Raw genomic sequence first — 23,987 nt, forward strand, 5'->3', positions numbered from 1 at the left:
ACTTCTCCCACTGGTCTCGTTAATTAACTGATTCGATATTCTTTGCACTCAAGGCACTGATTAAAGCGTCCCTGAGGGTATTTTCCTGGGTTTCATTAAGCTGCAGGCCATCGTTGGTTTGCAGCATAAAAAAGTCTTCGGCTCGCTCACCAATGGTGGTGATCTTGGCCGCGAGTAACGTCGTGTTGCAACGGTAAAAGATATCCCCGACTTTTGCCAGTAATCCTGGCGAATCTAAGGCGATAAGCTCCATCATACTTGTACCATGACGACTGCTTTCGAGGAAACTTACTTGTGTCGGAACATTAAAAGGTTTCATCTTGCGCGACAGTTTTCTAAAGCGTGGCAGTTTTGGACTGTCGCTCGAGAGGGCTTTTTCGAGCGCCTTACGGATACTTTGAATACGTGACAGCTGGCTAACGGGCGCGCCATCTTGCTCTAAGATCACAAAGGTATCGAGGGCATAATTGTCTTTTGACGTCATGATGTTGGCATCATGGACGTTGATATTTTTATTGTCGAGTACCGCCATCACAGTTGCGAATAATTTAGGTCTGTCTTGGCAATAGACAAAAAGCTCAGTGCCACCACGAGTCGTGTGTTTGGACACTAAGACTAAGGGCTCATCCTGTTGTTTATGCTTTAAAATCGCTTCGGCGTGCCACGCGACTTGATTGGGCTGATGGCGTAAAAAGTAATCTGCCTTGAAACGTTGCCACAGAGTATCGAGATCTTTCTCTTTCAGTCCACGGCGCAGCAGTTCTTTTTTCGCCTTGGCTTGGTATTCACGTACTCTGGCACGAATGTCGACGGGTTTTTCTTTACCACGTGCGAGCACCCTTTGGGTCGAAAAGTACAAGTCGCGCAGCAGTGAGCCTTTCCAGTTGTTCCACGTTTTTTCGTTGGTGGCGCAGATATCGGCGACGGTTAAGCAGTACAGATAGCTTAAATGCACGGCATCGCGGACTTTATTGGCAAAATCGGCCACCACATCGGGATCGGAAATATCGCGGCGCTGAGCAGTAACAGACATCACCAGATGATTCTCGACCAGCCAAGCGACTAGACGACCATCGTGATCGTTTAACCCGTGTAGCTTACAAAAGGCGAGGGCGTCGGCGCCGCCAAGTTTACTATGATCGCCACCGCGGCCTTTGGCGATATCGTGGAAGATAGCGCCTAATACCAGTAAGCCCTTTTTCGGCAGTTGGTTGATGAGAATCGAGCCTAAGGGAAATTCTTCTTTTTGTTCGGCTTGAGAAAAACGCTCAATATTGAGCAGCAATCTGTGGGTATGTTCATCGACTGTGTAGGCGTGGAACAGGTCAAACTGCATCTGACCTTCAATGTTTCGCCATGCGGGTAAATAGGCCGATAACACGCCGTGTTTGTGCATTAAAGACAAGGCAACAATGCCGCGAGGATGGCGTAAAATTTCCATAAAGGCTTGTCGGCAAAGCGGGTTTTCTTGCAAGGCTTGCGGCTGGGCGCGTCTTGCACGGCGCAGCGAACGCAGCGTTGGCGCGTAAATGCCTTTGATGTTGGAATTTTTAGCGACCAACAAAAACAGCCGCACAATTTCTTCGCCGCTATCGAACAGATCATCACTGAGTGCTTCGATAAAGGTGCCGCGGCGCTGGTAGTGTTTGTCTATCGATTGAATTTCTAAGGCTTTTGTGTGCCCCAGCGTTGCGCGCTTAAAGAGCTGCAACAGCATTTCGTTCAGCTCCATCACTCGGCGCACCGTGCGATAGTAGCGCTTCATCATCTGCTCAACGGCAAGCTGGGTGGCGTCTTCATAACCCATAAGTTCGGCAACTTGGCGCTGCACATCAAACAGTAAGCGATTTTCATCGCGACCGACCACCATGTGCAGGGCAAAGCGTAGCTTCCATAAAAAGTGCTGACATTCGAGCAGCTCTTCTAATTCACCGGGCTCTAAAAAGTCGTATTGGACTAATTCTTCGAGGCGAGCGGCGCCAAAGTGACGCATGGCCACCCAAGCAATGGTTTGAATATCCCTAAGGCCACCGGGACAACTCTTGATATTGGGCTCTAAATCGAAGGCACTGGCTCTGGCATGGCGAGCATTTTGTTCGTCACGCTTAGCGATAAAGAAGTCGCTTGAGGTCCAAAAGTCACTCTGACGAATGGCATCGTAAAGTTGGTCGAATAAAAACTCGGGCCCTTCGAGCAGTCGTGCCTCTAACAGGTTAGTGGCTATGGTGATGTCTTCACGGCCGAGAGTAATAGTGTCGTTTAACGTACGGACACTGTGGCCGATTTCGAGATTAGCATCCCACAGAAAGGCAATAAACTGACTGAGTGCCGCTTCGGCGGCGGGTGACAAGATATCATTAAACAGGAACAGCAAGTCGACATCTGAGTGGGGATGCAGCTCCCCACGGCCATAGCCGCCTACGGCAATCAGGGAAATATCAAATTCCCTTAGACCGTGCTGTTCCCAAGCTTGCTTTACAAGGGCATCGACAAATTGACAGCGCTGCGTGACTAGCTCTTCAATCGGGGTTTTAGCCTTGAAACTGGCTAAAAGAGTTTGATTCTGTTCGATTAATGATTGTTTAGCGAGCAGAGCTATATTCATCGAGTCCCTTGTTTTTATTTTTGTTAGCTTGGCCTATCGCTCGTGATTGATGATGCGTGGGAAATCTTCATCCTCACGCAGGGTCAGTACTTCAACCCCTTTTTCAGTCACAAGTAGGGTATGTTCCCACTGGGCAGAATTTTTACCATCGGAGGTGGTAACCGTCCACTTATCATCGCGATCGAGTATGGTCGTGTGGCGACCGGCATTGATCATAGGTTCAATAGTGAAACACATGCCTGGGCGTAATACTGTGTTATCGCCGTTGCGGTAATGCATGACCTGAGGTTCCTCATGGAAACCCGAGCCAATACCGTGGCCACAATAATCTTGCACGATGGAATATTTCTCAAGGCCTGTTTTGCTTGCTTTGATGAATTTTTCGATAGTATTGCCAATTTCACCCAGTTTTAGGCCCGGACGCACCTTACGAATGGCCAAATACAGGCTTTCTTGCGCGATGCGGCACAGACGTTTGTCCTTCGCGCTCACTTCACCGATTAAAAACATCTGCGAAGTATCGCCGTGATAGCCGTCTTTAATCACTGTGATGTCGATATTGAGGATATCGCCTTCTTTCAATGGTGGGTTGTCGTTTGGAATACCGTGGCAAATGACATGGTTTACAGAAGTGCAAATGGACTTAGGAAAACCATGGTAGTTAAGCGGCGCCGAAATCGCACCTTGCTCTTCGGTATATTTGGCGCAGAGGTCATTGAGTTCATTGGTGGTCACGCCCGGCTTAACATGCGGAGCGATCATTTCTAATACCTGTGCGGCAAGTTTGCCCGCAGCACGCATTTTTTCAATTTCTTCAGCTGTCTTGATGACTATACTCATTGCGTTTTCTCTTGTGTCTTTAATGTCTGTTGGCCACGCAACCTAATGCAAAAATTTGTGCTTTAGGGCTATTTATGGTATAAAGCGCGCCGTTATGTTTAAGTCTTGATGAATTGTCCAAAGCCAGCTTTTGCTCTGCTTAGATACTTGCAAGACTAAAGATGGCGGCCATTATACATGGCTATTTGTCTAAATACTAAATCACACACGTGTCGACACATTCTTCGGGGTGCCCTCAGTTATCAATTGCGGGGTCGAAGACATGGGATGCGTGGAGGTCTAACCCCCTAAATTTTAAGGTAATAGAAATGACTACAGTTTCAATGCGCGATATGCTTCAGGCCGGTGTCCACTTCGGTCACCAAACCCGTTACTGGAACCCAAAAATGAAGCCATTCATTTTCGGTGCTCGCAACGGTGTTCACATCATCAACCTTGAGCATACAGTGCCAATGTTCAATGAAGCGCTGGCTTTCATCAGCAACGTAGCTTCAAAGAAAGGTAAAGTATTATTCGTTGGTACTAAACGTGCTGCTGGCGAAGCGATCAAAGAATCAGCTCTGTCTTGTGATCAGTTTTATGTTGATCACCGCTGGTTAGGCGGTATGTTGACTAACTGGAAAACTGTTCGTCAGTCAATCAAACGTCTGAAAGAACTAGAAAGCCAATCAGTTGACGGTACTTTCGACAAGCTGACCAAGAAAGAAGCGCTGATGCGTACTCGTGAGCTTGAAAAGCTGGAAAAATCTTTAGGTGGTATTAAAAACATGGGCGGCCTGCCAGACGTATTATTCGTCATCGGTGCTGACCATGAGCATATCGCTATTAAAGAAGCTAACAACCTGGGTATCCCTGTTGTTGCAGTTGTTGATACTAACTCTGCGCCAGATGGTGTTAACTACATCGTTCCTGGTAACGACGACGCTATGCGTGCTATCCGCCTGTACACTTCTTCTGTTGCTGCTGCTGCAAAAGCTGGCCGTGGTCAAGATTTGGCTGTTCAAGCTGAGCAAGACGGTTTCGTAGAAGCCGAATAATAATAAGGCGCGATGATTATCATCACCCTTATTAACCAAGATTTTTGATTGGTTAACAGGGGCCATTCGGCCCCTGTTTTATATCTGCAAATTAGTCGATTTTTTATAGAGGATTTAACAATGGCAATTACTGCTGCCCAAGTTAAAGAACTGCGCGACCGTACTGGCGCAGGCATGATGGATTGTAAAAACGCTCTGACAGAAACTAACGGCGACATGGAGTTAGCTATTGACAACATGCGTAAGTCTGGTGCTGCTAAAGCTGCTAAAAAAGCGGGTAACATCGCTGCTGACGGTACAATTCTGATCAAGAATGGCGAAGGTTTCGCTGCGCTGTTAGAAGTTAACTGTCAAACTGACTTCGTTGCTAAAGATTCAAACTTCTTAGCATTCGCGAACGCAGTATTAGATGCCGCTGCTGCATCTAAAGTGACTCTTGAAGATTTAAAAGCACAGTTCGAAGACGCACGCGTTGCGTTAGTAACTAAAATCGGTGAAAACATCAACATTCGTCGTGTTGAGTACATCGATGGTGCAAACCTATCTTCATACCGTCACGGTGAGCGCATTGGTGTTGTTGTAGCCGGTGAAGCTGACGAAGAAACCTTAAAGCACATCGCAATGCACGTTGCTGCTTCTAAGCCTGAATACGTGAACCCAGAAGATGTTCCTGCAGAAATCGTTGCAAGAGAACAAGCTCTGCAAATCGAAATGTCAATGAACGAAGGCAAATCGGCAGAGATCGCTGAGAAGATGGTTCTTGGTCGTATGAAGAAGTTCACCGGTGAGATTTCTCTGACTGGTCAAGCTTACATCATGGAACCAAAGAAAACTGTTGGCGAAATTCTGAAAGAGAAAGGCGCTAAAGTCACTAACTTCATTCGTTTAGAAGTGGGTGAAGGTATTGAGAAGAAAGAAGAAGATTTCGCAGCTGAAGTTGCTGCTCAAATCGCTGCTTCTAAAAAGGCTTAATCGCCAACGCTAAATACCCCCAAGACCGCGGCAATAGCTGCGGTCTTGTTATGACCAGGATAAAAATTATGAGCACCAATCCAAAACCCGCATTTAGACGCATTCTTCTTAAATTAAGTGGCGAAGCACTGATGGGCGACGAAGGCTTCGGCATCGACCCCAAAGTATTAGATCGCATGGCTCAGGAAGTGAAAGAGCTGGTTGAGCTGGGTATTCAGGTGGGTGTGGTTATTGGTGGTGGTAATCTGTTTCGCGGTGAAGGCCTAGCAAAAGCAGGCATGAACCGTGTGGTGGGCGATCACATGGGTATGCTGGCAACGGTTATGAACGGCTTGGCAATGCGCGACGCCTTGCACCGTGCCTATGTTAATGCCCGTCTGATGTCAGCTATCCCGTTAAAGGGTGTGTGTGACGATTACAATTGGGCTGAAGCGATCAGCTTGCTAAAATCTGGCCGAGTGGTTATTTTTGCTGCCGGTACAGGTAATCCTTTCTGCACGACCGATTCTGCTGCCTGTTTACGCGGCATTGAAATCGAAGCTGAAGTTGTGTTGAAAGGCACTAAAGTCGACGGTGTATATTCCGAAGACCCAATGAAGAACCCAGACGCCGTTAAGTATGATGAAGTGACTTATGCGGAAATTCTGGAAAAAGAATTAAAAGTAATGGACTTAGCAGCCTTTACTATGGCGCGTGATCACGACATGCCTATTTTAGTCTTCAACATGAACAAGCCTGGCGCTCTACGCCGCGTTATCATGGGTGAAGAAGAAGGCACGCTGATCAGAGCGAAAAAAGTTATTTAATGACCAAGAAGGACATTTAACGTGATTGAGAACATTAAGAAAGATGCGCAAGAACGCATGGGTAAATGTGTAGACGCAACTAAAAACCAAATGGCAAAAGTGCGTACAGGTCGTGCTCACCCAAGCCTGCTTGATTCAATTCAAGTGTCTTACTACGGAACTATGACACCACTGAACCAAGTGGCTAACGTGGGTGTTGAAGACTCTCGCACTCTGTCTGTGACTGTATTCGATCGTAGCGCTATCCAAGCCGTTGAAAAGGCCATTATGAGCTCAGATTTAGGTCTGAACCCTATGTCTGCAGGCGCGACATTACGTATTCCATTACCCGCGCTGACTGAAGAACGTCGTAAAGACTTCATCAAAGTGGTGCGTAACGAAGCTGAAAACGGTCGTATCGCCATCCGTAACGTACGTCGTGATGCCATTTCTGAAGTGAAAAAACTTGAGAAAGCCAAAGCTTGTACTGAAGATGATGTTCGTCGAAGCGAAGAAGAAGTACAAAAGTTCACCGATGCTCACATTAAAAAGATTGATGAGATTTTAGCGGCCAAAGAAATTGAGTTGATGGAAGTCTAATCTCAAGTTCGATAAGCTAGAGTTGATGCGCCGTGTAGGGGTATACTACACGGCGTTTGTCTATTTTAAAGGGCTGTATTAGATGTCATCCACAGTGGAACTTGATCCGCACCCTAGGACGAGTGAGAGTGATTTACACACTCAAACGACCTTGCCGGGACAATTACCCGAACTCGTGAAACAGTCGTTACCTAAGCATGTTGCCATTATCATGGATGGCAATGGGCGCTGGGCACAAACCCAAGGTAAACCACGAGTGTTGGGACATAAGGCCGGTGTTAAGGCCGTTAGAAGAGCCGTAAGCACGGCAAGCCAATTGGGCATTGAATCGCTAACGTTATTTGCATTTTCTAGCGAGAATTGGCGAAGACCCGATAAAGAAGTCAGCTTGCTGATGGAATTGTTTTTTACCGTATTACAGCGCGAAATTAAATTGCTGCATAAGAACCAGGTTAAGCTGAAGATTATTGGTGATATCAGCCGGTTTTCGGCGCGATTACAGAAGCAAATTGCAGCTGCGCAAGAGAAGACATCAGGCAATACTGGCTTGGTTCTGAATGTTGCCGCTAACTATGGTGGCCGTTGGGACATACTTCAAGCAGCCCAAAAATTAGCGGAAAAGGTCGAAACTGGCGAAATGACCAGCAGTCAGTTCACCGAAGAAGCCTTAAGTGCACATTTGTGCATGCAAAATCAGAGTGAAGTTGATTTAATGATCCGCACGGGCGGGGACTGTCGCATCAGCAATTTTGTGCTGTGGCAGGCTGCCTATGCAGAATTGGTGTTTACCGACACCCTTTGGCCTGATTTCGATGAACAGGCTTTTCATGAAGCGATTGCCATTTTTGCAAGTCGCCAGCGCCGCTTTGGTTTGACTGGAAGTCAGATTGATGAGATGCGTGCATTGTAAAACCTCATGAGGGATTTTTTTTGCTAAAACAACGAATAATAACAGCAATTTGGTTAGTTCCATTAGTTTTGGGGGCGATATTTTTACTCCCTGCCAACTACTTCGCTTGGGCCTTGGTCGGCGTTTTTCTCATTGCTGCAAAGGAATGGGGAAGAATTATCGATAATCAGTGTGATGTCACCCAGTGGAGCTTCACTTGTACGGTCGGTATCTTGTTGGTGGCAATCAATCTGATTGTGCCAATCGATGCGGTTTGGTTAAGCCATCAGTTACACCCTATTTATTTAGCCATTCTCTACATTGGTGCACTTTGGTGGTTAGCCTCACTATTATTAGTGGTGACTTATCCGAAAAGCGCTAAGTTCTGGCAAAAGAATCCTATGTTTAAGTCCATGTTTGGACAGCTAACCTTAATCCCTTGCTTTGTCGCCCTGATCGCGCTCAAATCCATTAGCTCGCAAGCTTCGCCTTATTACGGTCCTGTGTTGGTGTTATTGGTGATGTTGATTGTGTGGGCCGCGGATTCAGGCGCTTACTTCGTGGGCAAGGCGATAGGTAAAACCAAACTGATGCCAGCGGTAAGCCCAGCTAAAACGCTTGAAGGCTTACTCGGTGGTTTAGTGACCACTATGATAGTGGTTGGTGCGGTGATGTATTATTCGCCTGAGCAAGAACTGGGCTTAGTTGTGGCCGTGACCTTATTTGTTGCCTTAGTGTCAGCACTGGGTGATTTATCTGAAAGTATGTTTAAGCGTGCGGCCTGTATCAAAGATTCTGGCACCATTTTGCCAGGTCACGGCGGCGTGCTCGACCGCATCGACAGCCTGACTGCAGCCTTGCCGGTGTTTACCCTGATCTACATTGCATTCTGGATGTAACGCTATGCAAAATATGGTGATTTTGGGTGCTACCGGCTCTATAGGTGCCAGTACCTTAAGTGTGATCTCGGCTAATCCACTCGCTTATAGCGTGTATGGATTAGTGGCCAACGCGAGCGTTGATAAGATGCTTGCACTCTGTGTGGCCCATAAACCAAAAGTGGCGCATATGGTGGATGAAGCGGCAGCAAAACAGTTGCGTGCCGTTTTACCTGCAGGGCTCAATATCCAAGTCACCACAGGCATGAACGATTTACTCGGGTTAGTGACCGCTGCCGAAGTGGATACCGTGATGGCTGCGATTGTAGGGGCTGCAGGGCTAGTACCGACGCTTGAAGCCGTAAAGGCGGGTAAGCGGGTATTACTGGCCAACAAAGAAGCCTTAGTCATGTCAGGTGAGCTGTTTATTGAGGCGACTAAGCGCTCTGGCGCAGTGCTCTTGCCTGTGGACAGTGAGCATAATGCCATCTTCCAATGTCTCCCCCAGGAAGTGCAAGCCAACCTTGGCCGTTGTGACTTAGCGGCATCGGGTATTTCCCATATTCTGTTAACCGGTTCTGGCGGACCTTTCCTGCGGTCGGATATTGCGACACTGGCCGCCATGACGCCAGCCCAAGCCTGTAAACATCCTAATTGGTCCATGGGACCTAAAATCTCCGTCGACTCCGCCACTATGATGAATAAGGGCTTAGAGTTTATTGAGGCACGTTGGTTGTTTAACACTCAGGCTGAGCAACTTAAGGTGGTTATCCATCCGCAAAGCGTGATCCACTCTATGGTGCAGTACCGTGATGGCTCAGTTATTGCCCAAATGGGTAACCCAGATATGCGTACGCCTATTGCCCATTGCATGGCTTATCCGCAAAGAATTCATTCTGGCGTTGAACCTTTAGATTTTTTCAAAGTCGGACAGTTAAGCTTTTATGAACCTGATTTTGAACGTTTCCCCTGTTTGGCTCTGGCAATGGACGCGTGTGCCCAAGGACAAGAGGCGACAACTGTGTTAAATGCTGCCAATGAGATTGCCGTTGGAGCGTTTTTACAGGGACAGATTGGCTTTACTCAAATTGCAAAAGTGAACGAAGCTTGTTTAGTGACTGTGCCTAAGCGCTCTATGGGCAGCATAGAAGATATTTTAGCCTTAGATGCGCAAACCCGCGTCTATGCTCGTGAGACTTTAGCAAGCATCGCTTAGCAATGGCTGAGTGATTAAATCAATGACGTAAGGAGTGGGATGTTAGATTTTTTATGGAACTTAGGTTCTTTCATCGTTGCACTGGGCCTGTTAATCACAGCCCACGAATACGGCCATTTCTATGTCGCACGCCGTTGTGGTGTCAAAGTCGAACGTTTCTCCATTGGTTTCGGTAAGGCGATTTGGCGTCGTGTCGGTAAAGACGGCACTGAATACGTGTTAGCCATGATCCCACTCGGTGGCTATGTCAAAATGCTCGATGAGCGCGTTGAAGACGTCCCAGACGCATTAAAAGATCAAGCATTCAATCGTAAAACCGTATGGCAGCGCATTGCGATTGTGGCTGCTGGCCCGATTGCGAATTTTATTTTTGCCATCGTTGCCCTGTATTTTATGTATCTGATTGGTGTGCCGTCACTGAAACCTGTGATCACATCGACAACACCTGGGACTGCCGCCGCGCAAATCCAGGTCACAGAGCCCATGCAAATTACGGCCATTTCCGGCCAGGCTGTGCGTAACTGGGAAGAAGTGAATTTAGCCTTAGTGGGCCACATAGGCGATGAAAGCCTGAGTGTATCGCTGACGCCATTGAGCGGTTTGCAGGGCTTAGATTCCAGCGCGCGCTCTTATACCTTAGATACCCGCAATTGGCATTTTGATCCTGAAAAAGAATCGCCGATTACCACCTTAGGTTTAGGGATATATCGCCCCGAAATCGACCCGACCATTGCTGCTATTAGCCCTGACAGCGCCGCTGCCAAGAGTGAGCTAAAAGTCGGCGATACCTTAGTGGCGATAAATGGTAAAAATTATACCGATTGGCAGGCTTTTGTTGACATTATTCAACATTCTGCCAATGTGCCTGTGAGCTTAACTGTGCGTCGTAATGGCGAACAGTTTAACGTGGCAGTGACACCGTTAAGCAGCAAAAGCGCCGATGGCCAAGAGATAGGTATGCTTGGGGTGAGCCCAACCCAAGCGCCATGGCCAGACAATATGCGTTTACAACTTGAATATGGACCAATCGATTCTTTCGGCATCGCAGCGGATAAAACATGGCAACTTGTTGCTGTGAGCTTTAAGATGATTGGCAAATTATTTACCGGCGATGTGTCGGTGAAAAACCTGAGTGGACCCATCTCGATCGCACAGGGTGCGGGCAGTAGTGCAAACTATGGCTTGGTCTATTTTCTCGGGTTCCTCGCGCTCATCAGCGTCAATTTAGGCATCATTAACTTGTTGCCTTTACCTGTGCTCGATGGGGGACACCTGCTGTATTACTTTATTGAAGTAATAACTGGTAAACCTGTACCTGAAAAGGTTCAGGAAATAGGATTCAGATTTGGGGCAGCAATACTGCTGATGTTGATGAGCATTGCGCTTTTCAATGATTTTGCCCGACTCTGAGCAAGGACAGACTAATAATTAGAAGTGCTCTATGAGATTGAATAAACTTTTTGCCTCGATGTTATTCGTCGGTGCGTCGTTTTCAGGGACTGTGTTGGCTGATACTTTCCAACCGTTTGAAGTGACCGACATCCAAGTTGAAGGTTTGCAGCGAGTTGCACTCGGTGCTGCCCTGTTAAGCTTACCAGTAAAAGTAGGTGACACTGTTGACCAGTTAAGAATTCAACAAGCCATTAAAAGCTTGTATGCATCGACTAACTTTGAAAATGTCTCCGTGAGCCGAGATGGCGGCGTATTAGTGGTGAAAGTCACTGAACGTCCTACCATCAGTGCCGTGACATTCGATGGCAACAAAGACATTAAAGACGAACAGTTACAGGAAAGTCTGGACGGTTCTGGCGTTAAAGTCGGTGAGTCGCTCGATCGCACTATGTTGACCGGTATTGAAAAGGGTCTGCAGGATTTCTACTACGGCGTGGGTAAATACGGCGCTAAAGTGGAAGCTCAAGTGATCAACTTACCCCGTAACCGGGTTGAGCTGAAATTTAAGTTCACCGAAGGTTTAGCGGCCGAAATCCGCCAAATTAACGTGGTCGGTAATCATGAGTTCACCGATGCTGAGTTGATTGGCATGCTGGAACTTAAAGATTATGTGGCTTGGTGGGATCTGTTCGGCGAACGCCGTTATCAGAAGCAAAAGCTGCAGGCAGATCTCGAGACCATCAAAACCTATTATCACAATAAAGGTTATATCCGCTTTGAAGTCACCTCGACTCAAGTGGCGATGACACCTGACCGTAAAGGTTTATATATCACCATCAACGTAGATGAAGGTGAGAAATATAAAGTTAAAGAAGTAAACCTGACGGGTGATTTGATGGGCCGTGAAGAGTTGATGAAATCAATTCTGCCGATCAAAGCGGGTGATATGTACAACGGCGGTGATGTGACTTTCACCGAAGAAATGTACAGCAAATATTTAGGCCGCTTCGGTTATGCCTACCCAGAAGTCAAAACGTATCCTGAAATTGATGATAAGACTAAAGAAGTGACCTTAAACATCAATGTTAAACCGGGTAAACGTGTTTACGTGCGTGCGATTAACTTCACTGGTAACACAGTGACCAAAGATGAAGTGATGCGCCGTGAACTGCGTCAGATGGAAGGGGCTTGGTTAAACTCTGCGCAAGTAGAGCAATCTAAAGCGCGTCTTAACCGTTTGGGCTTCTTCGAAACCGTTGACACTGAAACCATTCAAGTGCCAGGCACTGATGATTTAGTCGATGTTGCGGTTAAAGTGAAAGAGCAGCCGTCGGGCTCATTCAACGCCGGTGTCGGCTATGGTACTGAATCAGGCCTGAGCTTGCAGTTTGGTGTGCAGCAAAATAACTTCTTAGGCACAGGTAACCAAGCAGGTATCAGCTTGAGCACCAACAAGTACTCTAAGAACGTTAACTTATCCTATACCGATCCGTATTGGACGAAAGATGGCGTGAGTTTAGGGGGTAGCGTTTATTGGAGCGAGTTTGACGCCAATGAAGCTAACTTAGAGCGTTATAAAAACAGTTCTTACGGTGTGGCGCTGAACTCGGGTTTCCCGATCAACGAATACAACCGTATCAATGGTGGCATCGGTTATCGTCATAACACGATTTCTGAAATCTCAGCCTATGAGCAAGCACTGCGTTTCTATAACATCTACCGTGATGACGATCCAAATGCGGACTTAAGTTTCGATAACTTTGAACTGAGTCTGGGCTGGTATCGTAGCACCTTGAACCGTGGCACTTTCCCAACAGACGGCTCGTCTCAGCGTTTGAACGGTAAAATGACTTCGCCAGGGTCTGATTTACAGTATTTTAAGACAGACTTTGACACTAACTTCTATTTCCCTATTAACCGTAGTCAGAGCTTTGTGCTCTTGGCCCGTGGTCGATTAGGTTATGGTAACGGTTATGGTCAATTTAATGATAACGACCAAATTCTGCCTTTCTGGGAAAACTATTACTCAGGTGGTAGCAGTTCACTGCGTGGCTTTAAGTCTAACTCTGTGGGGCCTCGTTCATTCTATCTCTACCGAGGTAGTGAACCATGTGCACCGGATCCATCGGGCGATGGTTGTAGTTTGCCGGGCGATCCTAACAGTATCCAAGTGAGTTCTGGCCGTTCAATCGGTGGTAACGCCCTTGCGACAGCGAGCATGGAGTTGATTGTACCGACGCCATTCTTGGATGAGGCTTACACAAACTCAGTTCGTACGAGTTTCTTCGTTGATGCGGGTAACGTTTGGGATACTGAGTTTGATTACAATGCATATCAAACACTTCCAGCGGACGAGTTTGCTAAGTTACAGGACTACAGTGATCCAGCACGTTTACGCGCTTCTTGGGGCTTAAGTGTGCAGTGGTTATCACCTATGGGTCCTATGGTGTTTAGCTTAGCGTGGCCGATTAAAGAATACGAAGGCGACCAAACAGAGATCTTCTCTTTCAATATTGGCAAAACTTTTTAAAAGGCATACACTCGGCAAGTTTTGCTGACTATAACAAGGTAACAAGGAGTTTATTTTGAACAAGATGGTAAATCGCGCGCTGATGACGTTAGTTTTGTTAGGCGCGCCGTTAATGGCACATGCTGAGAAAATTGCCGTAGTGGATATGGGCGCTGTGTTCGAACAGCTGCCACAACGTGAGCAGATCTCTCAATCTCTGAAGAAAGAGTTTGGCGATCGCATGGCTGATGTCCAAAAAATGCAAGAAGAAATGCGCTCTCTAATGGAGAAGCAGCAACGTGACGGTGCGTTAATGAACGATGCACAAAAAACGGAACTGGTTCGTAAAATGGAATCGCTAAAATCTGAATATCAGTTAAAAGGCAAAGCATTGGATGAAGACTTACGTCGTCGCCAAGGTGAAGAGCAAAATAAACTGTTAGTTAAAGTGCAAAAAGCCATCAACACTATCGCTGAAAAAGACCAATATGATTTGGTATTACAACGTGGTGCAGTCATTTATGTTAAGCCTAACGCTGACATCAGTGGCAAAGTGGTTGAAGCCTTAAGCAAAGGCAAGTAATAGATGAATAGTGTGACTTTAAAAGAGCTAGGCCTGTTACTAGACGGTGATATTCAAGGCGACGAAACGCTAATTATTAATAGTGTGGCGACCTTAGAACATGCCAAAGCAGGTCAAATCTCTTTTTTAGCCAACAGTAAATATCGCTCTCAGCTTGAGGCAACTCAAGCGAGTGCGGTGTTATTGTCAGCTAAAGATGCGCAGGATTATCAAGGTACTGCGTTAATTGTAAAAGATCCTTATGTCGGTTTTGCCCGTGTTGCCCAGTATTTGGACACTACGCCTAAAGCGGCGGTGGGTATCCATCCTTCGGCTCAAATTGACGCTTCTGCCCATATAGGTGAAGGTGTTGCGATTGGGGCGAATGCGGTTATTGGTGCGAACGTCATTTTAGGTGAAAATGTCCAGATAGGTGCCGGTGTAGTGCTCGGACAAGATGTGGTTATTGGCTCAAAAACGCGTTTGTGGGCTAATGTCACTGTCTATCACGATGTGCATTTAGGACAAGATTGTATTATCCATTCGGGCGCTGTATTAGGCTCCGATGGTTTTGGTTATGCCAATGAACGCGGTCAGTGGATTAAAATCCCACAAACGGGCGGCGTTCGTATCGGCGATCGGGTTGAAATAGGTGCGAATTCAACGGTAGATCGCGGTGCATTAGGCCATACCGAGATCCACGATGGGGTGATTATCGATAACCAAGTACAAATTGCCCATAACGATATTATCGGTGAGAATACCGCTATCGCAGGCAGTACGACTGTCGCAGGCAGTGTCACCATAGGTAAATATTGTATTATTGGTGGTAGTTGTGCCATCGCAGGTCATTTGAGCATTGCCGATGGTGTGCATGTGTCTGGTGGGACTAACATTACCAGTACTATGCGTGAGCCTGGTTTATACTCTTCTGCCACTGTGGCAATGGACAATAAACTTTGGCGTAAAAACACAGTTCGTTTCCGTCAGTTAGATGAACTGTTCCATCGTGTTAAAACGTTGGAAAAAAATTTAAAAACACCAGATTAATTGCTCCAAGGCAATTTGAGGAACTCGGTTCGTGTCTAATCAAATGAACACTATGGATATTAAAGAAATACTTAAATATCTGCCCCATAGATATCCATTCTTATTGATCGATCGTGTGCTGGACTACACCCCGGGTGTCAGTCTGCAGGCGATTAAAAACGTTTCAATAAATGAGCCATTTTTTCAGGGACATTTCCCGATTCAGCCTGTGATGCCAGGCGTGCTTATTTTAGAAGCCATGGCGCAGGCAACTGGCCTGTTAGCCTTTAAAACCATGAGCAGTGATGTGCCGCCTCCAGGGGTGTTGTATTACTTTGCTGGTATCGACAATGCGCGTTTTAGACGTGTTGTTGAGCCAGGAGATCAAATCCATTTTGATGTCAAAATGATTAAAGAGCGCCGCGGGATTGGCGTCTTCTACGGTGAGGCCAAAGTGGATGGTGAAGTGGTTTGTTCCGCTGAAATCATGTGTGCCCGCAGAGAGATTAGTCAGTGATAGATACATTAGCGTTTGTGCATCCCGATGCAAAAATTGGCAATAACGTCACTATTGGCCCTTGGACCTATATCGGTGCAGGCGTTGAAATTGGCGATGATTGTTGGTTGAGTTCCCATGTGGTTGTTAAAGGCCCAACGATTATCGGCAAAGGTAATCGTATTTTTCAGTTCGCCTCAGTAGGCGAAGAGTGCCAAGACAAAAAGTATGCTGGCGAACCCACACGACTGATCATTGGTGACAATAACGTCATCCGTGAAAACGTGACTATCCACCGCGGTACAGTCCAAGATAACAGTGAGACGCGTATTGGGTCGAACAACCTGTTTATGAACTATGTACATATCGCCCATGACTGTGTGGTCGGCGACAATGTGATCATGGCCAATAACGCATCTATCGCAGGTCACGTACATGTGGGTGATTGGGCGATTTTAGGCGGCATGACAGGTGTTCACCAGTTTGTGCATATCGGTGCCCATGCGTTTACTGCAGGTTGTTCTTTAGTGCTGCAGGATGTACCTCCCTTTGTGATGGCGGCGGGTCAACCGACGATTCCACGGGGTTTAAACAGCGAAGGCATGAAGCGTCGTGGTTTTTCTAAAGAAAGCCAATTGGCAGTGCGCCGTGCTTATAAAACCTTATATCGCAGCAGCTTGACAGTTGAAGAAGCGATTGAAGCGTTGGCTGAAGATGCGCAGAACGATGAGCAAGTGAAATTGTTCCTTGAATTTGTAAAGTCATCGAGTCGCGGCATTATTCGCTAACTTGATGACAACACGACAACAAAAGGGCATTTTTATGCCCTTTTGTATTATTGGCTTAAGCCTATTGGATGGTTAGACTTCGTCGTTAGCAATGTCCTTGTGCATTCAACCATCAATGAGCTTAATCATTAATTTACATCAGTATGGCTTGGAATGATGCGTTTTAGCTGTTGTTCGCCCTGTCATCCAATGTCATTCATTCATGAGACATGATTGGTTTATGAGCAATAAAACTCCATTAGTGTTTGCCATGGTTGCCGGAGAACTCTCGGGCGATATTTTAGGCGCAGGTTTAATGGCGGCGCTGCAAAAGAAGCACCCCGATGCGCGCTTTGTAGGTATTGGTGGTCCCCGTATGGAAGCCCTCGGCTTCAGATCCCTGTTTGCGATGGAAGAGCTCGCCGTGATGGGGATTGTAGAAGTGCTATCCCGTTTGCCTCGTTTATTAACAGTACGTGCCTCCCTGATTAAAGAGATTACCGCGCTTAAGCCCGATTGTTTTATTGGCATCGATGCACCGGATTTTAATATTGGCCTCGAGCTTAAACTCAAAGCGCGTGGCATTAAGACGGTCCATTATGTGAGCCCGTCTGTGTGGGCGTGGCGTCCAAAACGGATATTCAAAATCGCCAAAGCCACCCATATGGTGTTGTCGCTGTTGCCTTTTGAGAAAGCCTTTTACGATCAGCATCAGGTGCCTTGTACCTTTGTGGGTCATACCTTGGCCGACGATATTCCCATGCAAAGCGATAAGGCCGCAGCCCGTGCATTGCTCGGACTAGATGCCGATGCTGAATACTTAGCGATCCTGCCCGGTTCCCGCGGCGGTGAGCTAAAGCAACTGGCCGAGCCGTTTGTGAAAGCGGCTTTATTGATTAGACAAAATTTCCCAGACATACGTTTTGTGACGCCGCTGGTGAATCAAAAACGTCGTGACCAATTTGAGCAAGCGCTGAAAGATTTTGCGCCAGATCTTGAAATCCACATGATTGAAGGCCAGTCGCGTGAAGTGATGACGGCAGCCGATGGGATTTTATTGGCATCTGGCACTGCGACGTTAGAAGCCATGCTGGTCAAGCGTCCTATGGTGGTGGCTTATCGCGTGAGCCCGATAACCTATCGCATTGCCAAGCGCATGATGCAGGTGGAGCGTTTCTCGTTACCGAATTTGCTGGCAGGAAAAGATCTTGTCCCAGAACTCATTCAAGAAGATTGCACCCCAGAGAAAATTGCGGCGGCAGTCACCCTTGAGCTCAATCGTGATTTTGCGCCGCTCAAAGCCGAGTTTGAAGCCCTGCACCAAATATTACGCCGTGATGCGAGCTTAAAAGCTGCTGAAGCGGTAATGGCGCTGGTTGAGCCTAAACACACTCATGCTAAATCGCAGGAGGCTAACTAGTGGCAACCTATAAAAGTTTAACCGAAGCCGATTTACTGGCCTTTTCAACCGGTTTGATTGCCGGTGTGGATGAAGTCGGCCGCGGCCCCTTAGTTGGTGATGTCGTCACTGCCGCGGTAATTTTAGATCCGAGCAAGCCCATCATTGGTCTGAATGATTCTAAAAAACTCAGTGAGAAACGCCGCGAAGCCCTGTTCGATGAGATTTGTGATAAAGCTTTGTGTTATCAGGTTGGCCGTGCCAGTCCTGCTGAAATCGATGAGCTGAATATTCTGCACGCCACTATGTTGGCGATGCAGCGCGCGGTTGCTGGGCTTAAGATTGCGCCTGCGTTGGTGTTAGTCGATGGCAATCGTAGCCCCATCTTTGTTGCCCATAATGGCGCAGAGCTTACCAGCCACAGCATCATTAAAGGTGATGGTTTGATTGCCAGCATCAGCGCCGCTTCGATCATCGCGAAAGTGACGCGGGACCGCGAGATGGACGTGCTCGATGCCGCTTATCCGCAATACGGTTTTGCAAAACATAAGGGCTATCCAACTAAGGCGCATTTTGAGGCCATAGCCGAACATGGTGTGTTTGACCAATATCGTAAAAGTTTCAAACCCGTCAAGGCATTACTGGGACTGTAAGCGCTGCTTTTAGCACTATAGTTCCCGTTAACCGGCAAAGTCACTGGCTCTGGCTGCGTGACTTTGTTAGTCTGCTTTCTAGTTATTGTTAACCTGCTATTCAAAGATAATCCTAATTATGTCCGATCCTCGTTTTGTGCATCTTCGTGTCCACAGTGACTTCTCTATGACCGATGGCGTGGCCAAGGTCAAGCCTATTTTGGCGCAGGTGGAAGCGCAGGGAATGGCGGCTGTCGCCTTGACTGACCAAAACAACTTTTGTGGTTTGGTTAAGTTTTACAGTGGTTGCCATGGTGCGGGGATCAAACCGATTATCGGTGCTGATTTTTGGATGCAAGTGCCCGGATTCGAAGGCGAATTATGCGCCTTAACCATTATTGCGATGAACAATGTTGGTTATCAGAATCTAACCCAAATTATCAGTCAGGCTTATTTGCGTGGCCAAGTTGCTGGGCGTGTGGTGATCGACCAAGAGTGGTTACTCACTTATAACGAAGGCATTTTGCTGTTATCGGGCGCCAAAGAGGGCGATCTGGGTAAGGCGCTCCTCAAGGGTAATAGCACTCAGGTTGAATCTTTATGTGAGTTTTATCAAACTCATTTCGCCGATCGTTATTTTCTCGAACTCATTCGTACTGGCCGCCCCGACGAAGAGCGCTATCTGCACATGGCTGTGATCTTAGCGCAGGATAAGGGTATCCCTGTGGTCGCAACTAATCAGGTGGTGTTCCTTAAACCTGAGGATTTCGACGCCCATGAAATTCGAGTCGCGATCCACGATGGTTTTACCCTTGCCGATCCGCGCCGTCCTAAAAAGTACAGTGAACAGCAGTACTTACGTAGCGAAGAGGAAATGTGCGAGCTATTTGCCGACATTCCTGCGGCGCTGGCGAACAGTGTCGAAATCGCTAAACGTTGTAACGTGACGATTCGTTTGTACGAGTATTTCCTGCCCAACTTCCCGACGGGCGATATGTCTATCGAAGACTTTCTGGTCGATTGCTCGAGGAAGGGCCTTGAAGAGCGGCTCGAGTTTTTGTTCCCGAACCCCGAAGTGCGCGCCGAGAAACGGGGCGAATACGACGAACGACTTGATATCGAACTCAAAGTAATCAACCAGATGGGTTTCCCTGGTTACTTCTTGATCGTAATGGAGTTCATTCAATGGGGTAAAGATAACGGTATCCCAGTGGGACCCGGTCGTGGTTCGGGCGCGGGTTCACTTGTGGCCTATGCGCTCAAAATCACCGACTTAGACCCGCTCGAATTTGACTTACTGTTCGAACGTTTCTTGAACCCTGAGCGGGTTTCTATGCCCGACTTTGACGTCGATTTTTGCATGGATAGACGCGATGAAGTGATCGACCACGTGGCCGAGTTGTACGGCCGCGAAGCGGTATCGCAAATTATCACCTTTGGTACTATGGCGGCAAAAGCGGTTATCCGCGACGTTGGCCGAGTGCTCGGTCATCCCTATGGTTTCGTTGACCGAATTTCAAAATTAATTCCTCCAGAACCAGGCATGACACTGGCGAAAGCTTTTGAAGTCGAGCCAGCGTTGCAAGAATCTTACGATGGCGATGAAGATGTAAAAGATCTGATCGACATGTGCCGTAAGCTTGAAGGTGTAACCCGTAACGCTGGTAAGCACGCCGGTGGTGTGGTGATCGCACCGACAAAAATTACCGATTTTGCGCCGCTCTATTGCGATGCAGAAGGCAAAAACCCAGTAACACAATTCGATAAAAACGACGTTGAAACCGCAGGGCTGGTGAAGTTCGACTTCTTGGGATTAAGAACCCTGACGATTATCGACTGGGCGCTCGAGATGGTGAACAAGGTCGAAGTGAAAAACGGGCGCAAACCAATACGGATTGAGGCGATTTCACTCACAGATCCCGCCTGTTTCCGTCTGCTGCAAAAGTATGAAACTACGGCGGTATTCCAGCTCGAATCCCGTGGTATGAAGGATTTGATTAAGCGTCTGCAGCCCGACTGTTTCGAAGACATGATTGCACTGGTGGCACTATTCCGTCCGGGGCCGTTGCAATCGGGCATGGTAGATAACTTTATCGAACGTAAGCATGGGCGCGAGGAAGTCTCGTACCCCGATTCTCAGTATCAACATGAATCGCTTCGTGAGCTGTTATCGCCGACCTACGGTATTATTCTGTATCAAGAGCAGGTGATGCAGATTGCGCAGGTGCTGTCGGGCTACACCCTTGGCGGCGCCGACATGCTGCGCCGTGCTATGGGTAAGAAAAAGCCCGAAGAGATGGCCAAGCAGCGCAGTATCTTTAAAGAAGGCGCAATCAATAACGGCGTCGATGGCGACTTGTCGATGAAGATCTTCGACTTAGTGGAAAAGTTTGCTGGCTACGGTTTTAACAAATCCCACTCCGCCGCTTATGCGCTGGTTTCCTATCAAACCTTATGGCTTAAAACCCATTTTCCTGCGCAGTTTATGGCGGCGGTAATGTCGGCCGATATGGATAACACAGATAAAATTGTGACCTTGGTCGATGAATGTGAGCGTATGGGCTTGCCGCTTATTCCGCCGGATGTGAACAAAGGTTTGTTCAAATTTACCGTCGATGATGATTTGCGCATTGTTTATGGCATCGGCGCCATTAAAGGTGTGGGTGAAGGCCCAGTAGAATCGATTTTAGAGGCGCGTAAAGACGGCCCCTTTGTGGATTTATTCGATTTCTGTGCCCGCATCGATTTGAAAAAACTCAATAAGCGTGTGATTGAAAAGCTGATCTGCGCGGGTGCCTTAGACAATCTTGGGCCGCACCGTGCGTCAATGATGGCCACCTTGCCCGAAGCCATTCGCGCCGCCGATCAACATGCTAAAGCCGAAGCGATTGGCCAACACGATATGTTTGGTTTGCTCAACAGTGAACCCGAAGACAGCAAGCAGCAGTTTGTTGAATGTACCCCTTGGCCAGATAAAATTTGGCTTGAAGGCGAGCGCGAAACCTTAGGCTTGTATTTGACTGGTCATCCGATCAATCAATATTTAAAAGAGCTTAAGCATTACACGTCCGGCCGTTTAAAAGATGTGCATCCTACCGAGCGCGGTAAAACAGCCAAGGCTGCGGGTTTAGTGGTGGCAACACGCGTGATGTTGACTAAGCGCGGCTCGAAAATGGGCCTGTTGACGCTTGATGATAAGAGCGCGCGGCTTGAGATCATGTTGTTTACCGAAGCCTTTGAAAAATTTAATCATCTGCTGGAAAAAGACCGGATCCTCATTTGTGAAGGTGAGGTGAGTTACGATGATTTCGCCGGCGGCAACCGCATGACGGCGCGTAACATTATCGACATCAGTGAGGCGCGAAGTCACTTTGCTAAGGCGCTTGAAATCGATATGGATGGCAGTGAGTTAACGCCATCAGCCCTCGATACCTTCGAGCAAGCCCTTAGCCCGTGGCGTAACGGCGCCGTGCCTGTGGTGATCAACTACACTCAAGCCCAAGCCAAAGGTCAATTTAGACTCGCCGATGCTTGGCGAGTGAATCCGACCGATGACTTGATGCTCTCGCTTGAATCGCTGCTCGGGCCAAACAAGGTGAGAATTTTATTCTAATGTTGGCGAATGTCTTAGGTGCAAACAGATGAAGTTAACCTATGTCGGCTAAGTTTGATGAGCCATTGGCAGCTGGCGATCTCAGCGAGCATATTAGTGCTTTTTTGACAGCGCAGTCGTTAGCGCCTCGCTGCAAGTTAGTGCTGGCTTACAGTGGCGGGGTTGATTCCGAAGTATTGGCCTTTGGCTTAAGTCAGTTTGCGCGGCAACATCCCGAGTTTAGCTATCAACTGGTGTATGTGCACCATGGCCTAAGCGACAACGCTGAGGTTTGGGCGCAGCATTGTCTTGAGCGCGGTCAGCATTATGGTTTGCCCGTGACGGTTGAGCGAGTGACAGTTAATCGCGGACCCAGATTAAGCCTTGAAGCCGAAGCACGAAAAGTCCGTTATCAAGCGATTGAACGGCATTTAAGTGCAAATGATGTGTTGCTGACGGCCCATCATGAAGATGATCAGCTCGAAACTATCCTATTGGCGCTCAAGCGTGGTCAGGGCCCGAAAGGACTGGCGGCCATGGGGCAAGTACAAGCATTAGCACAGGGCGTACAAATGCGGCCGTTATTGGATATCAGCCGTGAGCAAATTGAAGCCTACGCAAAACAGCAAGGCTTAGTGCATATCGAAGATGAAAGTAATCAAGACGATAAGTACGATCGTAATTTTTTACGTTTAGAAATCATTCCCCGCTTAAAAGCGCGCTGGCCGAGTATCGCAACAACCGCTAGTCGTAGCGCGGCATTGTGCGCCGAGCAACAGGCAACGTTGGATTTACAGGTGAGTGAACGTTTACCTTTATGGTTAATCCAAGCGCCTTACCATACTCAAAGTGTATTCAAGCTCGATGATTTTGCCGAGCAGTCAGCCGATTGGCAAGCATTACTCTTGCGGGGATTTATCGAATCCCAAGGTTTTGCCTTGCCCTCAAAGGTGCAGCTTAATCAGATCATCACTCAGCTTTTAACCGCGAAAGATGATGCCAAAGTGCATATTCGTGTTGGTGAATGTGAAATCCGCCGCTTTGCCAATCAAGTGTATTTATTTAAGTATCAAGCCCGTCCGCGTCATGTTAAGCCTGCGAGCTGGACGCTTCCTTCGCAGCTCCTAAATCCTTTAGTGCAGGGCCATATCACTCAAGTGGACGTGACTCAATCAGACGTTACTCAATTAGACGTGAAACCTGCGGGTGTTACTTGTGGTGAGACGATACGTCTCAGTGCCTCTAAACAAGGGCCTAGAGCTCGCCTTCCTCGGCCAGATGAAGTGGTGAGTGTACGTTATCAACTTGCGGGGCAATGTCGCTGTCATCCCCATTCCCGTGGCAAGGGCCGAGAATTAAAGAAACTGTGGCAAGAGTTTGGCGTTCCGCCTTGGGTACGTGAAAAGATCGGTTTCGTGTTCTATAACGAGCAACTGGTGATGGCGATTGGGCTGTGGGTTGAAAAAAGCTTTATTCTTGAGTCGAATGGACTAGGTTTACAGGTCTCTCAAACTTCTGTTTAAGTGTTTGTTTAAGTGCCTGTTGGCGAAGCAAGGGGTTTGGGTTGGGAGTTGTCGCTGGAGTTTTGTGAGTCGTTGCGGCGTTATTCTTTTTAAGTAGGAAAGCAGTAAAGCAGTAAAGTAAGAGAGAGTAGGTCGCAGCACGTCAGTTTGATTCGAATCTTCCTTGAGATCTACATTGAGATATTAACTTTCCTTTCGTTTTGAACCTTCACCGATTACGCGCTGCGAGTGAGTTATCGCATTTCATTTGGCATCCCTGCGCAT

General features: G+C 47.5%; 19 protein-coding genes. 17 read left to right on the forward strand and 2 right to left on the reverse strand.

Features of this window, described 5'->3' with window-relative positions:
* Positions 1-19: 19 nt before the first annotated feature.
* On the reverse strand, positions 20-2,605 hold the full coding sequence (glnD, locus tag BM607_RS01775; protein ID WP_006080977.1) for a bifunctional uridylyltransferase/uridylyl-removing protein GlnD: 2,586 nt from the start codon (positions 2,603-2,605) through the stop codon (positions 20-22).
* Positions 2,606-2,638: 33 nt separating this feature from the next.
* Positions 2,639-3,469: a type I methionyl aminopeptidase gene (map, locus tag BM607_RS01780; RefSeq protein WP_227257044.1), complete on the reverse strand. Its 831-nt coding sequence runs from the start codon at positions 3,467-3,469 to the stop codon at positions 2,639-2,641.
* A gap of 284 nt (positions 3,470-3,753) precedes the next feature.
* Here map and rpsB point away from each other — a divergent pair, with 284 nt between their 5' ends.
* From rpsB to tilS, 17 genes are all read left to right on the forward strand, one after another.
* Positions 3,754-4,482, forward strand: coding sequence for a 30S ribosomal protein S2 (gene rpsB / locus BM607_RS01785; protein ID WP_006080979.1), 729 nt, complete (start codon positions 3,754-3,756; stop codon positions 4,480-4,482).
* 120 nt (positions 4,483-4,602) lie between these two features.
* The gene (gene tsf / locus BM607_RS01790) at positions 4,603-5,454 is read left to right on the forward strand and encodes a translation elongation factor Ts (RefSeq protein WP_006085247.1); all 852 of its coding nucleotides are present in this window, start codon (positions 4,603-4,605) and stop codon (positions 5,452-5,454) included.
* 68 nt (positions 5,455-5,522) lie between these two features.
* Positions 5,523-6,260 carry a UMP kinase gene (gene pyrH / locus BM607_RS01795; protein WP_006080981.1) on the forward strand — a complete coding sequence of 246 codons (738 nt, stop codon included), beginning with the start codon at positions 5,523-5,525 and terminating at the stop codon, positions 6,258-6,260.
* Between the two features lie 21 nt (positions 6,261-6,281).
* Positions 6,282-6,839 carry a ribosome recycling factor gene (gene frr, locus BM607_RS01800; RefSeq protein ID WP_006080982.1) on the forward strand — a complete coding sequence of 186 codons (558 nt, stop codon included), beginning with the start codon at positions 6,282-6,284 and terminating at the stop codon, positions 6,837-6,839.
* 82 nt (positions 6,840-6,921) lie between these two features.
* Positions 6,922-7,749: a polyprenyl diphosphate synthase gene (gene uppS / locus BM607_RS01805; RefSeq protein WP_006085248.1), complete on the forward strand. Its 828-nt coding sequence runs from the start codon at positions 6,922-6,924 to the stop codon at positions 7,747-7,749.
* Between the two features lie 20 nt (positions 7,750-7,769).
* Entirely contained in the window at positions 7,770-8,627 is an 858-nt protein-coding gene (locus tag BM607_RS01810; protein ID WP_006080984.1) for a phosphatidate cytidylyltransferase, read from the forward strand.
* A gap of 4 nt (positions 8,628-8,631) precedes the next feature.
* Positions 8,632-9,822, forward strand: a complete 1,191-nt coding sequence (ispC, locus tag BM607_RS01815; protein ID WP_071939078.1) for a 1-deoxy-D-xylulose-5-phosphate reductoisomerase — start codon at positions 8,632-8,634, stop codon at positions 9,820-9,822.
* 39 nt (positions 9,823-9,861) lie between these two features.
* Positions 9,862-11,232 (forward strand): sigma E protease regulator RseP, encoded by a 1,371-nt coding sequence (rseP, locus tag BM607_RS01820; RefSeq protein WP_006085251.1) that lies wholly within the window; start codon positions 9,862-9,864, stop codon positions 11,230-11,232.
* 31 nt (positions 11,233-11,263) lie between these two features.
* Entirely contained in the window at positions 11,264-13,744 is a 2,481-nt protein-coding gene (gene bamA, locus BM607_RS01825; RefSeq protein ID WP_012088728.1) for an outer membrane protein assembly factor BamA, read from the forward strand.
* Between the two features lie 64 nt (positions 13,745-13,808).
* Positions 13,809-14,306 (forward strand): OmpH family outer membrane protein, encoded by a 498-nt coding sequence (locus tag BM607_RS01830; RefSeq protein ID WP_011846353.1) that lies wholly within the window; start codon positions 13,809-13,811, stop codon positions 14,304-14,306.
* A gap of 3 nt (positions 14,307-14,309) precedes the next feature.
* A complete protein-coding gene (gene lpxD / locus BM607_RS01835; protein WP_006085253.1) occupies positions 14,310-15,335 on the forward strand; it encodes a UDP-3-O-(3-hydroxymyristoyl)glucosamine N-acyltransferase in 1,026 nt (341 codons plus the stop codon).
* Between the two features lie 31 nt (positions 15,336-15,366).
* On the forward strand, positions 15,367-15,831 hold the full coding sequence (fabZ, locus tag BM607_RS01840; RefSeq protein WP_006080990.1) for a 3-hydroxyacyl-ACP dehydratase FabZ: 465 nt from the start codon (positions 15,367-15,369) through the stop codon (positions 15,829-15,831).
* The gene (gene lpxA, locus BM607_RS01845) at positions 15,828-16,598 is read left to right on the forward strand and encodes an acyl-ACP--UDP-N-acetylglucosamine O-acyltransferase (RefSeq protein WP_006080991.1); all 771 of its coding nucleotides are present in this window, start codon (positions 15,828-15,830) and stop codon (positions 16,596-16,598) included. Before fabZ ends, lpxA begins: the two co-directional genes overlap by 4 nt.
* A gap of 220 nt (positions 16,599-16,818) precedes the next feature.
* The gene (gene lpxB / locus BM607_RS01850) at positions 16,819-17,997 is read left to right on the forward strand and encodes a lipid-A-disaccharide synthase (protein WP_087486465.1); all 1,179 of its coding nucleotides are present in this window, start codon (positions 16,819-16,821) and stop codon (positions 17,995-17,997) included.
* Positions 17,997-18,629 carry a ribonuclease HII gene (gene rnhB, locus BM607_RS01855; protein WP_071939077.1) on the forward strand — a complete coding sequence of 211 codons (633 nt, stop codon included), beginning with the start codon at positions 17,997-17,999 and terminating at the stop codon, positions 18,627-18,629. Before lpxB ends, rnhB begins: the two co-directional genes overlap by 1 nt.
* 118 nt (positions 18,630-18,747) lie before the next feature.
* Positions 18,748-22,221, forward strand: a complete 3,474-nt coding sequence (gene dnaE / locus BM607_RS01860; protein WP_071939076.1) for a DNA polymerase III subunit alpha — start codon at positions 18,748-18,750, stop codon at positions 22,219-22,221.
* A gap of 41 nt (positions 22,222-22,262) precedes the next feature.
* On the forward strand, positions 22,263-23,723 hold the full coding sequence (gene tilS, locus BM607_RS01865; RefSeq protein ID WP_071939075.1) for a tRNA lysidine(34) synthetase TilS: 1,461 nt from the start codon (positions 22,263-22,265) through the stop codon (positions 23,721-23,723).
* The last annotated feature ends 264 nt before the right edge of the window (positions 23,724-23,987 follow it).

The sequence above is a fragment of the Shewanella sp. SACH genome, assembly GCF_001887095.2.
In the GTDB taxonomy this organism is placed as follows: Bacteria; Pseudomonadota; Gammaproteobacteria; order Enterobacterales; family Shewanellaceae; genus Shewanella; species Shewanella baltica.